Genomic DNA, 14512 nt, shown 5'->3' on the forward strand with positions numbered 1-14512 from the left:
GGTAGCCTATTGGGGGAGGGTGGTCAATTTCTACCCGACCGATAGTGATCAATTATCGACCGGCGCTACTGGCTAATTATAGCCCGGCGTCGACATTATATACAAGCTCATCACTGATATTGTCAAAATCAATGTTAATCACCTGATTGCCCCCCTTCATAAAAGTTACTAAAATTATAACAATACAAAATTTCTCATTCCAAATTTCAAAAAGGTTTCTTTTAAGTACTATAAAATGATCCTTTTTCAGAACTCGAATAAGGTGGGATTTATTCTCCTTAAAGCAAATAAACAATCCCCATGCCAAAATGACACGGGGATTGTTTATTGTTATCTAACTTACAATATATCTTTGAAAATGTTGAAGATATGACTTGGATTTATTTTTCACTCAAATAACAAACCAGCCATTGCTGATACATTCTCCCCTGTCTATTCTGCAGGTTCTTCGATATCAAACCCGCCTTTAAGAATATAATCCTGAAACAAATTATGGACTTTTATATTGACCTTAAATGCTAGTATTTTCAATTTTTCTAGTGTAGGCATGGCTTCTTTTATCATGCGATAGTAACAAATCGCCTCGGGTATACTGCTGGTAACAAAAATTGCATGAAATTTAATATTGTGGCTCAAGGTCATCCAGTTATCGATAATATACGTTACTACCATTCTTTTATGATCTTCAGTTTCATATTGAGCTCTGGGCAAGTAGTCCTCGATACCTTTTACATAATTTCCGTCACTGCCGATATCGTCCGCCAACAGCCGCTCCAACTGCAACAACTACTTCTCCTCCCGTTAATTGTCCTATGATGACCGCAAAACAAAGGACTCACATGATGCAGGATATGATGGCATCACCAGAAATGAAGAGTATGATGATGAATATGATGAAAGAAATGATGTAAGAGATGATGACAAAACATGATCCCCAACTGCAAGAAGATCATTCTCAAGATCAATAATTTCATATCAAAAAAGGGGCTTTTAATACATCCACTTGTTATTTATTCACCAGACGACGCCCCAAAGGAAAGAGGGAAGTGGTTTTTCAAAGCCACTTCCCCTTCTTTTTTAGCACTAAATTGCAAAGCTCAAAAAACACGCTTAGCTCCATAATACCGTTGTACAAAATAATTGTCAGTCATATCTGCAACTGCAGACTGCTAGTTTTAGCCACGCTCCTATATTGCTATATCTGAAACTGTTTTACAGCATTTTCCAGTGATATTGCCATCTGTGCCAGACGTTGGCTTGAAGCAGCCATTTCCTCCATTGAGGCCGACTGTTCCTCGGTTGCCGCAGATATAGTCTGCGTTTCGGCTGCAGTATGTTTACTCACTTGATCAATTTCTCGCATTGCGGCCACTACATGACTACTGTTTCCGGCCATCTTTTCAATTGCGACTGCTATTTGTCCAACCTGCGTCGAGACCTTCTCAACCAACGCTGCAATTTGTGCAAAAGATTCGCCTGCATTATTAACTACGGCCGTCCCAGTTTTAACCTCCCGGGTGCCGTCTTCCATCGCCGCCACGGCCCGTACGGTGTCCTGCTGGATTTCGCCAATCATGGCAGCTATTTGCTTGGCCGCCACTGCCGATTGTTCGGCAAGCTTGCGCACTTCTTCGGCGACCACCGCAAAACCGCGGCCCTGCTCACCGGCCCGGGCAGCTTCAATGGCGGCGTTAAGGGCTAATAGATTGGTCTGCCCGGCGATGCCGGTAATGGTATCAACGATTTGGCCGATTTCTTTCGACCGCTCGCCTAATTCAGTCACCACCTGCGCCGAGGTGGACACCGTCTTTTCAATATTGGCCATCTGCACCACCGCAGCTTCGGCGGCTTTATGACCTTGCCGGGCCGTTCCGGCGCTTTCATTGGCTACACTGACGACGGTATTGGCATTTACTGCCATGTGCTGCATATTGGCTGCCATGTGCTCAATGATTTGCGTCGTATCATCCACCGTTTTCGACTGCTGTACCGTACCTTCCGCGACCTCCATGATGGAGGTCGCGATTTGAGTCGTGGCCTGGGCCGATTGTTCCGCCCCTTCGGTTAACGCCTCTGATGCTGTCGCTACCTGCTGCGCCGACTCAGATACCTGGCGGACTAACTGCCGCAGATTGGCTGCCATTTCATTAAAAGCCTTGGCCAGTTGCCCTACTTCATCATGCGTAATCGCAACTACGTCTTCTCCCGTTAAGTCACCTTTCGATATATTTTCCGCCCTCGCAACCATAGTCTGCAGCGGCCGCGCTATCATTCTGGCAATCCACAGCCCCAAGCCCAGCGACACCAGCATGGCGACCACGGTAATGCCCAGCGATAATGTAACAGCAGTCATTGCTTCCTTGGCGCTATGCTCGCTGCGTTCCTCTGCCTGCTTGGCTTCCGCATGGGCCAATTCTTCCATGACAGCATTAATATGCCCAATATGACCGGCAGCGTTCTTGATAAAAAAGGCATACCCTTCCTGCCTTTTGCCGCTAAGCACCAGATTCACCGCTTTTTGCCGTTCTGCATGATAGTCGTTCATCATCTTTTTTACTTCAGCTACTTGTTGACGAGCTTGCTGGGTAGTTACTTGTTTTTCATACTGGTCGATTAACTGATCGGCATCATCCATCCGGCTTTTGGCCTCAGCCAGCAGTTTTTCCTGCTGCGCTTTTGCTACGTCTGCCAACACCACCTGCAGCGTCAGCGCCTCCGCTGTCCGGGACTGAGCCCGCGCCATATTGAGCCACTCCACAGGCAACAGATTGGCTTGATACATATCCTCCAGCGACTTTTTCATGTGACTGACATAATAATAGCCGGTAAAACCAACCATTCCGGTAAATACCAGCATAACGACAACCAAACCCACTATTTTTTTTGCCATGCTCCAGTTTCGAAAAAAGCTCACACCCATCGCCCTCCCGCAAATAATCCATAACTAATCTTATTGTAAACTGTCCAGCTCACCATGAAAAGACATTTTTTGCGCAAATTGCAAAGCTCAAAAAACACGCTTAGCTCCATAATACCGTTGCACAAAATAGTTATCATTCATATCCGCAACCGCTACTACTCCTTGAGTATACGACGTGTGGATAAACTTATTGCCGCCGATATAAATGCCTACATGCGAAGCTCCCGGCTCATAGGTCGTAAAATATACCAGATCGCCCGGCTGTAACCTAGCAGGCGAGACAGTTCTTCCTACCATGAACTGCAAGTCAGCTGTTCGCGGAAGTGAAATACCAGCCTGGCGAAATACATATTGGACTAAGCCAGAACAATCAAAGCCTTCCGAAGGATAAGCGCCTCCCCATACGACCGGAGAACCAAGCAGCGACTTAGCACCTAAAACAACTTGAGCAGCTTGTCCGGAAACGCCAGCCGTGTTATAGCCCGTCATAAGCACTTCTTCGGCAACAGGCAGTACAGCCTCTTTCTGAATGGCATCAAGATTTTTTAGCAATTGCCCATACCCGGTTTGGGGAGCGGCCTGTGTTTCTGATACTCCTAACAGCAAGACTACAGTTATAACGGCAAGACTTATCCACTTCTTCACATTCCGCTCCCCTTTCATTTAGTGACTCATGCTTTGTAAATGCGTCGTCGTCTTCTTCATAATTTCTTGCATTTTAGCCGCTTTTTCATCCATCGCTCCTGGATCCATTTTCCCAGAGTTTACGCTGTCTTTAATCTCCATAGTCATGCTACGCAGATTGTCCTTCAGTCCTGCATCCATCATATGAGGCTGAACTTTTTCCATGGCATTAACCATTTGTGCAGCGCTCTTTTGCGCATCCATCGTTTGCCCAGCCCGAGTATATTTCATAACATCCTGCAAAGACTTTTCCATATCCTTCATCATGGGCATCGGATCTCCTTTAGGCATCGAATGCCCCTCATGCCCCATGTTTTGCTGCTGCCCTTCCTGCGCTTTAGGTGCCGCCTTTTCACTCGAGCCGCAACCAGATACCAAAATCGCTAGAGCCAACATACCTGCCGCTCCCAAAACCAAAAGCTTCTTCTTCATTTGTATATACCTCCTATGTTGTAGTTTTAATCATTTACCTTCTCTGCGCAACAACCATCGATTCCACACCAAGTATATGCACGGCAGAACCAGTAGTGTTAAGATCGTGGACGTAACCAAACCACCGACAACCACCGTTGCCATTGGTCGTTGTACTTCTGCACCAGTTCCTGTTGCAAACAATAATGGAAATAGGCCGAGGCTGGCTACCAAGGCGGTAATCATAACCGGTCGAAGCCGCGTATACGCTCCTTCCAAAATCGCCTCTTCCAATGGCTTATGTTCCCGCAAATGCTTGATATAGGTGACCATGATAACCCCGTTTTGAACGGCAATGCCAAAGAGAGCGATAAAGCCCACTGCTGCAGCTACCGTTAGGTACGTGCCTGTCAGATACATAGCCACAATGCCGCCAACCAATGAAAATGGCACATTCATGAGAATCAATATAGCATCGCTGGCCGACTTAAAGGCCATATACAATAGGAAAAAGGTTAGCGCAATGACTGCAGGCACCACCATCGCCAAACGAGTTTTAGCGCGCTGCTGGTTTTCATATTGGCCGCTCCATTTCATGGAGTAGCCTGCCGGCAGATTTACTTGATCCTTGATGACTTTATTGGCTTCATCAACAAAGCTAACCACATCCCTGCCTCTTGTATTCATCTGGACAACCATGCGGTACACGCCATTTTCACTGCTGATCATCGACGGTCCATCCACTACTTGAAACTGCGCTACCTCGCCGAGAGGAACATACGCCCCGCTGGCCGCTTTAGCACTGCCGCCGCTACCGCCCATGCCTCCCATTCCGGAAGCTTGCGTCTTAGGCGCACTCCCGCCGCTGCTAACGGGGATCAGAATGTTTTGCATAGCATTAATGCTTTCACGATTGTCGCGATTATACCGTACAAGTACGTCAAAGCGCTTTTTGCCTTCGATGGTCGTTGTGGCGGTTTTCCCGCCTACAGCCAATTCAATGGCATCTTCCACATCGGCCACATTCAGGCCATAACGAGCCACCTTATCCCTTTGCACCTGCACTTCTAGATATGGAGCTCCAAAAACACGCTCTGCCAGCAAATCACTCACCCCGGGCACGGTTCCCAAAGCTTTTTCAATTTCAAATGCTTTTTGCTGCAGGACGCTTAAATCATCACCATACAACTTGATTCCCAGCTCTGTCCGCACCCCGGTAGTCAACATAGACAACCGTCCTGCAATTGGCTGGGTAAAGGCCATATTCAGGCCCGGCAGGTTGGCCAATTTAACCATCATTTCTTTTTCAATGCTTTCCTTCGTCACTCCAGGGCGCCACTGCTCCTTAGGCTTTAAGGTCACAATGGTCTCAATCATGTTGATCGGAGCCGGATCCATAGCGGAGTTAGCTCGTCCCACCTTCCCTACGGACATGTCGACTTCCGGAATTTCCATGATGATTTTATCCATAGCCTTGGCAGACTCCAGGGCTTCAGTCAAAGAAACGCTTGGCATCATCGTCGGCATGACTAGGAAGGTTCCTTCATCAAGAGCCGGCATAAAGGTGGTTCCCAAAAACGGTAATAAGGAAAAGCCGCCAATCATCACAGCCAAGGCAATACCAATGGTTTTCTTATAGCCTTTCATAACGGCTTGCAACACCGGCAAATACGCCTGATGCATCTTTTCTACAATCCAGGTATCCTTCTCCTGGATTTTTCCTCTGAGCAGCAGCGTGCACAAGACCGGCACCAAGGTAAACGCAAGTAGCAAGGAACCGCTCATAGCAAACGATTTAGCCCAAGCCATCGGCGTATATAGTTTCCCTTCTGTGCCTGTCATCGTGAAAACCGGTAGGAACGTTACAATAATAATGGTTATGGAAAAGAAAATTGGTGCAGCTACTTCTTTCGCCGCCTCCAGCGTTACCTCAATAATACTGCGTCGTTCTTGGTCTTCCGCCAAATGTCGAAAGACATTTTCCACCATAACAATCGCCGCGTCGGTCATCACGCCAATGCCAATCGCAATACCGCCTAAGGACATTAAGTTGGCCGACAGATGAATCTGCTTCATAGCAATCAAGGCAATCAAAATGCCGATTGGAATCGCGCTTGTTACAATTAAGCTAGAGCGAATATTCCCCAAAAAGCACAATACGATGATCGAAACAAGAATGAATTCCTCAATCAAGGCCCGCGTCAGCGTATTGACCGCTTTTTTCACCAAATCCGTTTGATCGTAAAATGGCACTATACGCATGCCCTCCGGCAGCGTCGGCTGAAGCTCGGTAATCTTATCCTTTACTTGATCAATCACGTTCAGCGTATTTTCTCCCATACGCTGAATTACAATGCCCCCTGCCGTCTCATAGCCTGATTTGGTCAGCACACCGCGCCGAAAATCCGGGCCGAGCGTTACATTGGACACATCCTTGATGCGAATGGGAACATTGTTGTTTTGCGAGACGACAATATTTTTAATGTCTTCTACTGATTCAATAAGGCCCAAACCGCGAATGATATACTCTTGCCCGTTCTGTTCTACGACTTTTGCTCCAATGTTAGCATTATTGCTACTTAAAGCGCCGTAAACCTGATTAAAGGTGACCCGATAATTTTGCAATAAATGCGGGTCCAAATTGACTTGGTATTGCATCACATAGCCACCGATGCTGGCAACTTCCGCCACACCGGGAACCGCGCTGAGCTGCGGCTTAATCACAAAGTCTTCTACAGTACGCAAGTCGGCCAAATTGTGTCGGTCGCTTTCAATCGTGTACATGAAGACCTGTCCCATGGGCGTACTGACCGGACCAAGGGACGGCTGCACACCGCTGGGCAGACGCGGAATCGCTTGCTGTACTTTTTCATTAACGACCTGCCTTGCAAAATAAGGATCTACGCCGTCTTCAAAAATAACGGTAATCAATGACATGCCAAAGGAAGAAGACGAACGGACCTCTTTTACCTTCGGTAAACCACGCAAGGCGGTCTCCAGCGGATAGGTAACCTGATCCTGGATTTCCTGAGGTCCGCGTCCCATCCAGTCGGCGGAAACCAATACCTGGTTCTCGCTTAAGTCAGGAAAGGCATCAATCGGCGTTTCTTTTACGGAAAAAGCGCCCCAGACAATCAAAAATACCGTCAGAGCTAAAATGATAGCCCGATTGCGCAACGAGAATTCGATGAGTTTATTTAACATATCGCTCCTCCTCGCTATTGGCCGTGACCGCTATGACTCCCACCTGAAGCTGGAGCCGCTTGTTGGGTTGGAGGCGCTGCTGGCGCAGAAGATGAGCTTCCACCACCACCGCTGCCGCCGTGGCCTGCATGGCTGCCCACCGTCCCTAGCTTGGTCTGCGAGTCAATCAGGAAGGTAGCGGCCGTAACCACCGTCTCTCCTGGCTGCAAGCCGGAAAGAACTTGCACATAGCCGTCGGCCTGCTGGCCAATCACGATATCGCGCTTAACAAAGGTGTCTTCACTTTGTGCTACAAACACCACTTTGCGGCTCCCTGTATCAAGGAGGCTCGACTCTGGAATAACCAATGTTTCCGCTAACGGAATGAGAACACTGGCATTTACGAACATATTGGGTTTTAGGTGCCCGCCAAGATTAGCCAATTCGACGCGAACCTTTACGGTACGGGTTGCATCATCCATGATGGGAGTAATAAACGTTACTTGCCCATTAAACGTTTCTCCCGGATACGCGCCGCTGGTAACGACAACAGGTTGCCCTGGGGCAATGCTGGCAATATCCTTCTCGTATACATCCATATATAACCATACCGTCGATAAGTCCGAGAGACTGAATAGCTTATCTCCTGGCATAACATAAGCGCCAGGAAGAAGCTGCTTTTCTAATACAGTACCGCCAAACTGGGCATATACCGTCATATGTTCATTCGGCTTTTTTGTATGTTCCAAGTGAGCGATTTCACCATCCGGCACATTCAGCAGCTGAAGTTTTCTTCTGGCTGCGTCCTTAAGCCGGCTGTTAATTTGAGCAATTTCCTTGCCCGCGCCTTGCAGCTTTTGCATATTGTCTAACGTCAATAAGTACTCTTCTTGCGCCGCAATGTATGTGGGGCTGTATACGGAGGCGATTGCTTGTCCTGGTGCAATATATTCCCCTTCCGTACTGACATACAGCTCATCAATCCGCCCTTCAACCCGGGAAGTAATATACGTCCGCCCACTATCATTCAGTGCAATTTTCCCGGTGGTCTTTATGGCCTTGGTGAGCGCCTTGCTAGCAACCTGCGCTGTTTGCAAGCCAGAGAGCTGCCGTGCCTTGGCATCCAGTGTTACGACATCCCCCATAGCCATAACCGGTGTAGTTGTTTGATGTCCGGCATGCTCGGCACCACTACTTTGCTGCTGCGCATAATAATAGTAGCCTGCACCGCCTATAACAAGAACCCCTGCAGCCACACCTGCAATAAGCTTCTTTTTGGCCTGAAGTTTTTCGATCATGCTGTCCGCTCCTTTTCCAATGATTATGATAAGGGAGCCAAACTAGAAGCCAACGGCTTCCCTAGCGCTTTTTCAAGGCTGACCACCGCTTTTTCATAGTCCACTTTAGCCTTGTAGTGCCCCAATTTGGCATTACGCAGAGTGTTTACGCCCTCGAGGACTGTCATTAAGTCGACTTTTCCATTGGTATAGCCAACGATCGCCGCCTGGTAGGTTTGTTCCGCCTGTGGGATGATCGTATTTTGATACAGTTCGATGAGCCTCCAATCCACCTGCACTTCCGTCAAGGCCATCTGCACATCCAGCTCCGTCATATTCTGCATATTCTGCAAGGCCGCCTGCGAGGCTTCATAGTTTGCTAACGCGCTACGTACTTCTGCTTTATTCTTCCCCTGCCAAATAGGCAGCATCACCATAAACTCGATTTTCCAAGTTGGTTTCCGCTCTCCCAGCATAAGCGTAGTGTTCATGGGATTCATCGGATCGGTTTGCGCTTCAACCATTGGCTCTTTATTGTTTTTATAGCCAAGAGACAATGAGAAATCAGGCAGTTGTTGTTTTTTAGCTACGTCGACACCGTTTTTGGCCATTTCGACTTGCGATTGCATTTCTAGAATAGCCGGCTTATTCGCACGCGCTTCTTTTACCAAAGCATCAATATCAAACTGAGGAGCTGGTGCTGCAAACTCTTCCTTGACCTCAAAATCGATATTCGCATTACGCCCCATCAAGTTATTCAATTTAGCTTTTGTTACGGCTTCCATGGAGGCCATATTCAAAAGATCGCTTGTCATCTTTGAGAACTCGGTTTGCGCTTTCAGGGCGTCTTGCAGAGGCACCATGCCGGTTGCATAGTTAACTTGAGCCAATTTAGCCAGTTGCCCCATAAGCAGTTGGCTTTCCTTGCCAATGCTTAGCGATTGTTTTGAGTAAAGATAATCATAATAGGCCTGTTTAGTTTGCGCATACACATCAATGCGTTTTCCGCTCCAAATCGCTTTATTCATGTCCGCTTCACTGCGCGCCATGTTTCCCATGGCCTTCAATTTGGCCGGATGCATGAACTCCTGGGTAATACTGAACTCGGTCATCATCGCCTGCCCAGGGTTGATCGTCGTCGTAGGAATGTCATCCTTCATAATGCTCAGTTTAGGATTAGGCTGCGCGGTTACAATATCAATGCGGTTTTTCTTTTCTTCCCAACGTTTTTGCCCTTCTACCAGTGTCGGATTCTTGGCAAGCGCCTCGTCAAGAACTTGCTGGAGCGTCATGGTTTCCTGGGCTTCCGCTGCAAAGACAGGCATCGCGGATCCAACAATCAAAAGTACGCTCAGGGCCAATGTCTTTGGAATCATTCGCCTTTTCATAATGCTTATGTAGCCTCCTTTTCAAAAATAATTTGTGAGCCTTCGGACCGCTTGTAAATGACTGTAACATATGTTTGTGAATAAGTTATGAAGAGCGGTAATTTGCTTATAGCGCAGTTTAAGCCGGTGCAAGCACAGGCAACCAAACCTGAAAGGTGCTTCCTACGTTTAACTGGCTCTCAATCAACACTTTCCCTCCATGGAGTTCCACCAATTGCTTTACGATGGCCAATCCAATGCCAGAGCCACCGCTCTTGCGGTCTCTCGACTTTTCCCCTCGATAAAAATGATCAAATACATAAGGAATATCTTCTGCAGAGATGCCGCAGCCATTATCTTGAATAGAAATACAAATCCATTGCCGCCCCTCTTTCTGCTGTAGCGAAGTACTGGCGCGAACCCAGCCTTGCACTGACGAATATCGAATGGCATTGACAAACAAATTATTGAGCACCTGGCTAATGCGATCCGCATCCACCGTGATCTCCGGTAGTTTTTCATTGGTCTCATAGAAAATTTGAATTTGCTTGTTCTCTGCCATCGGGCGCAGTTTTTGCACTGTTGAAGACAATAAGTAGTTTATATCGGTAGGGTATTTCTCTAAGTTCAATTGCTGTGCTTCCGCCAAAGATAAGTCCCGTAGATCTTTAATAAGCCGATTCAGCCGCACTGCTTCTTCATGCAACGAAGCCAACTGCACTTTGTCTGTTTCAATTACCTCATCCATCATGCCTTCCAGATTCCCCTGGATAATGGCTAAGGGAGTTCGTAGTTCATGAGCGATATTGGCTAATAACTGCTGGCGCAACTTTTCATTTTGTTCTAGTCGCCGGGACATACTGTTAAAAATCGCAGCTAACTGCCCAATTTCATCATCTTTTTCCACTTCAACCGTTTCCCCAAGATTTCCTTGTTCTAGCTGAGCCGCAACGCCTCCCAGCCGATGCAACGGTACAGTAATACTGCGGGCTACGCAATAGCTAGCAATCAAGCCGATGCCCAGAATTGCGCCCCCCACCCAAATCAAGGATTCATGCACAGATTCAAGAAATTTCATCTCTTGCGGTCCAAAGGCAAGCATTCCGTTCATCAGATGCCCATTGGCCGCAGAATGCACTTCCATATGCTGCAATGACAAATACTCTTGAAACAGCTCATTCATTTGCACATTAGCCAAATAGACAAGAATGAACACTGTCGTAGCAATGGAAAGAAACATTAAGCCCGTAATCCGAAAGGTAATACTATGAAATCGCTTCATTTGCGTCACCTATAAATTTATATCCAATACCGTACACCGTTACAATGTACTTGGGGTCTCGCGGATTTTCTTCCAGCTTTCGCCGTATGTTTTTAATATGTGCATCAATCGTCCGCTCATACCCTTCAAAGCTATATCCTTGTGTTTGCTCTACAATTTGCAGGCGACTAAAAACTCGATTCGCATTTTCCACCAATAGCAGCAATATATTAAACTCCGTAGGAGTAAACTCCAAAGGAAGTCCGTTTTTCTCTACTTGATGCTGATCCAAGTTAATGGTAAGACTCTCTGTCTTAACAATCCGAGACGCCACCAGCATATTTTGTGTACGGCGCAGGATGGCCTTCGCTCTAGCCACAACTTCTCTAGGACTAAATGGTTTAGTCACGTAGTCATCGGCGCCGATTTCCAGGCCAATTAAACGATCGCTTTCTTCATCACGAGCTGTCAGCATAAGAATCGGCAAATTACTGTCTTGCCTGATTTTTTTGCAGACATCCCATCCGGCCATTCCGGGGAGCATTAAATCCAACACCATAATATCCGGTTGTTTTTCCCGAGCTTCTCTGAGTGCAGCAAGACCGTCATTTGCTTCATATACAATAAAATTTTCTTTTTCAAAGTATGCTTTTAACAACTGCACCAATTTCAGATCATCATCCACAAGCAATACCGAATTACGATTCATCTCCGCTCACACTCCTCTTATCAACACTGAATATTTCTCGATTCAATGTTGCAAAACCTTTTTTTCAAAAAAGTCTGTCTAATCATCTTTACAACAACTACTTCAGTTTTTCGTCGGCTGTCATCTTTTCTGTAGTATACGCAATTAGTGTGAATAACTTATGAAGGCTCTATGAAAAAGTCATGTAAGCGCATAATCCCAGGAAGACAAAAGCCGGGCAGCAACTACAGTTTCACTGTTTGCTCAGCCCGGCTTATAAAAGCACCTGTTAACGCTTATCCGTGATGACCGGCATGCTCATTGCCGCCTCCCTGTGGAGCATCATTGGACGGTGGTTGTTGCTGCTCTCCGGTTTGTTCAGCCGCAAATACAACCGAACTTACTGGATTCAACAAAGCACCAGTCGCCACCATCGCTGCCAAAGCAAACATCACGATCTTCTTGTTCCATTGTTTCATAGTAATCTCTCCTTCAAATCAACGTCATGTTGTAAAAACTCATAATGTGTCTTTCCCTACTAATATGAATTGTAACAAAAGAATGTGAAGAACTTTTGAAGGCATTTCTAATATCTTGTGAAGATTTCAAGAATCTTTTCTTTCTAGATGGAGACTTAAAAACACGTCAACCAATTTAGGATCAAATTGACTGCCTGCGTTTCGCTTCAATTCCGCCAATGCAGCCTGATGAGCCAAGCCTTTTCGATATGGCCGGTCCGACGTCATTGCCTGATAGGTATCCGCCACAGCAATAATACGAGAAGCCAAAGGAATATTTTTCCCGGCGATCGCCGCAGGATAGCCTTGCCCATCCCAGCGTTCATGATGATGACGTACAACATTTGCTACCGTATGCAATGCTGGAATGCCGGTCAAAATCTTAGCTCCGATACTAGGGTGTTGCTCGATTACGCTGCGCTCTTCTTGGGTCAGGCGTCCTGCTTTGTGCAAGACTTGATCCGGTATGCCTATTTTCCCAATATCATGAAGTAAGGCAGCTACTCGTACGCCAAACAATTCTTCTTCGTTAAACTCCATTTTTTGAGCCATCGCAGAGGCCATCGTACTGACATGAGAAGAATGCCCATACGTATAGGTATCTTTGGCTTCTAGCGCAGTTACCAGCGATTCAATGGCTGAAAGCAAGAGTTCTTCCCGTTCATGGCTAAGCTTCATTGCCAAATGATTAAGGCTTTGAGTCAAAAGAGCCAATTCATCTCGGCCTGATTCAGCTAAGGTTATATCTAAATTTCCTTCGGTCATTTGTTTCATCGCAGACTGTAATAAAAGCAGCCGCTTCGAAAAGTTTTTCGCCAACCACCAACTGATACTGCCCACAAGAATTAATGCCAAGAAATAGCCTTGCCCTACTTGGTACGTAAAATGTTGTATATCTGCCGCAGCCTCTTTATTGCTTACAATTAGTACAATTGTTGCAACAGCTGAATTAGGGGCTTCTTTCACCGGCACATAGATAAAAGAAGTAAAATCGTCGCTTATTTCCGTTGTTGCGGATCCCCCCCGCGCATCTGCAGCTTCGGGTTCCCCAGCAAGCTCTTGCATTCTGTCAAAAGCATCTTTATCCAAGAATGGCTCTTGCAGCGAAGAATACATCCATCCCTTTTTTTGCCTTTGGTTCCACACATATATTGCGGCAAGGTCTACATCTTTTTCTCTGAGGCGCGTTTGGAAAGAATGCATTGCTGTTTCAACAGCCTCGCCATACGGTACGTCGCGTTTGAGCAGAGCTGCAAGATTCCTTCCGTCATCTTGCTCCATTGCCAGTTCCGCAATAATGCTCCAATCATGCTTTAAGGTATTGAGATGATTCGTTTGCATATGCATAAGTAACTGGTAAGATACTGCCAGCGTAATTATTGCAGACAACAAGAAAAAGGCCAGAAAAAGCTTGGTCCGCAAGGAAGAAAAAGGCATCTGCATGTTCAAACGTTCCCACTCCTTTAAGCTGGCTTCAGCGTTTGCTTGCTTCTATTGTACCTCTTTTCCTCTTTAGACACTATTATCCAGAACGAATATCACTAAGACTTTCTAAAAAACCGAGGCACAAAACCAGGTGTTTTCTTCATGTACTCTGCATAGTCGTTTCCAAAATGAGCCAGCGATTCACGCTCTTCCATACGTGCTAATCGGATATACATCACTACTAAAACAGGATACATCGCTATGGTTAAGATAGTTGGCCATTGCAATAAAAATCCGGTCATGACGGAAATGAAAGCAATATATTGAGGATGCCGTACCAAGGCATACGGGCCGGTTTGAGCCACTGCATTTTCTCGTTGCGCTTTGTACAAAAATCTCCAAGTGAAGGCTAAAAAAAGCATGCCTCCAACGATAAGCAAATTGCTCAGCTCATGAACGAAACTTTGATGCGGATCGCCAGTCATGCCAAGTAATGTATACCAAATATGTCCTGCATCATGACTAAACAGTGTTATATCCGGATACTGATTCCCTAACCATCCTGATAGCAAGTATATGGTTAAGGGAAACCCATACATTTCGGTAAACAGAGCTACAATAAAAGCCGAAAAGCCGCCGAACATTCTCCAATCCCTAAGATTTCCAGGCCGTGTAAAGCTGAATGCGAAGATAATAAACATAAGCGAGTTAATTGCTACAATCGGCCACAATCCATAACCCCACATCGCGTGTTCCATATTCATTCTCCTTTATCTTT

At 46.3% G+C, this 14512-nt stretch carries 12 protein-coding genes; all 12 read right to left on the minus strand.

Features of this window, described 5'->3' with window-relative positions; genetic code table 11:
- Positions 1-432: 432 nt before the first annotated feature.
- The 12 genes from C508_RS20550 to C508_RS0109175 all read right to left on the minus strand — a co-directional run bounded on the left by C508_RS20550 (position 433) and on the right by C508_RS0109175 (position 14492).
- Positions 433-786 carry a hypothetical protein gene (locus C508_RS20550; protein WP_018703251.1) on the minus strand — a complete coding sequence of 118 codons (354 nt, stop codon included), beginning with the start codon at positions 784-786 and terminating at the stop codon, positions 433-435.
- A gap of 409 nt (positions 787-1195) precedes the next feature.
- Positions 1196-2914, minus strand: a complete 1719-nt coding sequence (locus tag C508_RS0109125) for a methyl-accepting chemotaxis protein (protein WP_018703252.1) — start codon at positions 2912-2914, stop codon at positions 1196-1198.
- Between the two features lie 93 nt (positions 2915-3007).
- Entirely contained in the window at positions 3008-3565 is a 558-nt protein-coding gene (locus C508_RS0109130; protein ID WP_026319455.1) for a C40 family peptidase, read from the minus strand.
- A gap of 18 nt (positions 3566-3583) precedes the next feature.
- Complete coding sequence (locus C508_RS0109135) at positions 3584-4036, minus strand: hypothetical protein (RefSeq protein ID WP_018703254.1); 453 nt, start codon at positions 4034-4036, stop codon at positions 3584-3586.
- A 30-nt stretch (positions 4037-4066) separates the two neighbouring features.
- Complete coding sequence (locus C508_RS0109140; protein ID WP_018703255.1) at positions 4067-7219, minus strand: efflux RND transporter permease subunit; 3153 nt, start codon at positions 7217-7219, stop codon at positions 4067-4069.
- Between the two features lie 14 nt (positions 7220-7233).
- Complete coding sequence (locus C508_RS0109145; protein ID WP_018703256.1) at positions 7234-8496, minus strand: efflux RND transporter periplasmic adaptor subunit; 1263 nt, start codon at positions 8494-8496, stop codon at positions 7234-7236.
- 23 nt (positions 8497-8519) lie between these two features.
- Positions 8520-9863: a TolC family protein gene (locus tag C508_RS0109150; RefSeq protein WP_039797186.1), complete on the minus strand. Its 1344-nt coding sequence runs from the start codon at positions 9861-9863 to the stop codon at positions 8520-8522.
- 118 nt (positions 9864-9981) lie between these two features.
- Complete coding sequence (locus tag C508_RS0109155; RefSeq protein WP_018703258.1) at positions 9982-11124, minus strand: sensor histidine kinase; 1143 nt, start codon at positions 11122-11124, stop codon at positions 9982-9984.
- Entirely contained in the window at positions 11108-11812 is a 705-nt protein-coding gene (locus tag C508_RS0109160) for a response regulator transcription factor (protein WP_018703259.1), read from the minus strand. The genes C508_RS0109155 and C508_RS0109160 overlap by 17 nt, the downstream gene beginning before the upstream one ends.
- 275 nt (positions 11813-12087) lie before the next feature.
- The gene (locus tag C508_RS0109165) at positions 12088-12270 is read right to left on the minus strand and encodes a hypothetical protein (protein ID WP_018703260.1); all 183 of its coding nucleotides are present in this window, start codon (positions 12268-12270) and stop codon (positions 12088-12090) included.
- Between the two features lie 126 nt (positions 12271-12396).
- The gene (locus C508_RS19455; protein WP_245553731.1) at positions 12397-13752 is read right to left on the minus strand and encodes an HD domain-containing phosphohydrolase; all 1356 of its coding nucleotides are present in this window, start codon (positions 13750-13752) and stop codon (positions 12397-12399) included.
- A gap of 98 nt (positions 13753-13850) precedes the next feature.
- Positions 13851-14492, minus strand: a complete 642-nt coding sequence (locus C508_RS0109175) for a methyltransferase family protein (RefSeq protein WP_018703262.1) — start codon at positions 14490-14492, stop codon at positions 13851-13853.
- Positions 14493-14512 lie beyond the last annotated feature (20 nt).

Origin of the sequence: Anaeromusa acidaminophila DSM 3853 (assembly GCF_000374545.1) — a bacterium.
Classification (GTDB): Bacteria; Bacillota; Negativicutes; order Anaeromusales; family Anaeromusaceae; genus Anaeromusa; species Anaeromusa acidaminophila.

Coding starts and splice junctions, on each gene's coding strand:
- C508_RS0109175 (WP_018703262.1), bottom strand. CDS start 14,492: ATGGAACACGCGATGTGGGGTTATGGATTGTGGCCGATTGTAGCAATT.
- C508_RS0109140 (WP_018703255.1), bottom strand. CDS start 7,219: ATGTTAAATAAACTCATCGAATTCTCGTTGCGCAATCGGGCTATCATT.
- C508_RS0109145 (WP_018703256.1), bottom strand. CDS start 8,496: ATGATCGAAAAACTTCAGGCCAAAAAGAAGCTTATTGCAGGTGTGGCT.
- C508_RS0109150 (WP_039797186.1), bottom strand. CDS start 9,863: ATGAAAAGGCGAATGATTCCAAAGACATTGGCCCTGAGCGTACTTTTG.
- C508_RS19455 (WP_245553731.1), bottom strand. CDS start 13,752: ATGCAGATGCCTTTTTCTTCCTTGCGGACCAAGCTTTTTCTGGCCTTT.
- C508_RS0109155 (WP_018703258.1), bottom strand. CDS start 11,124: ATGAAGCGATTTCATAGTATTACCTTTCGGATTACGGGCTTAATGTTT.
- C508_RS0109160 (WP_018703259.1), bottom strand. CDS start 11,812: ATGAATCGTAATTCGGTATTGCTTGTGGATGATGATCTGAAATTGGTG.
- C508_RS0109165 (WP_018703260.1), bottom strand. CDS start 12,270: ATGAAACAATGGAACAAGAAGATCGTGATGTTTGCTTTGGCAGCGATG.
- C508_RS0109135 (WP_018703254.1), bottom strand. CDS start 4,036: ATGAAGAAGAAGCTTTTGGTTTTGGGAGCGGCAGGTATGTTGGCTCTA.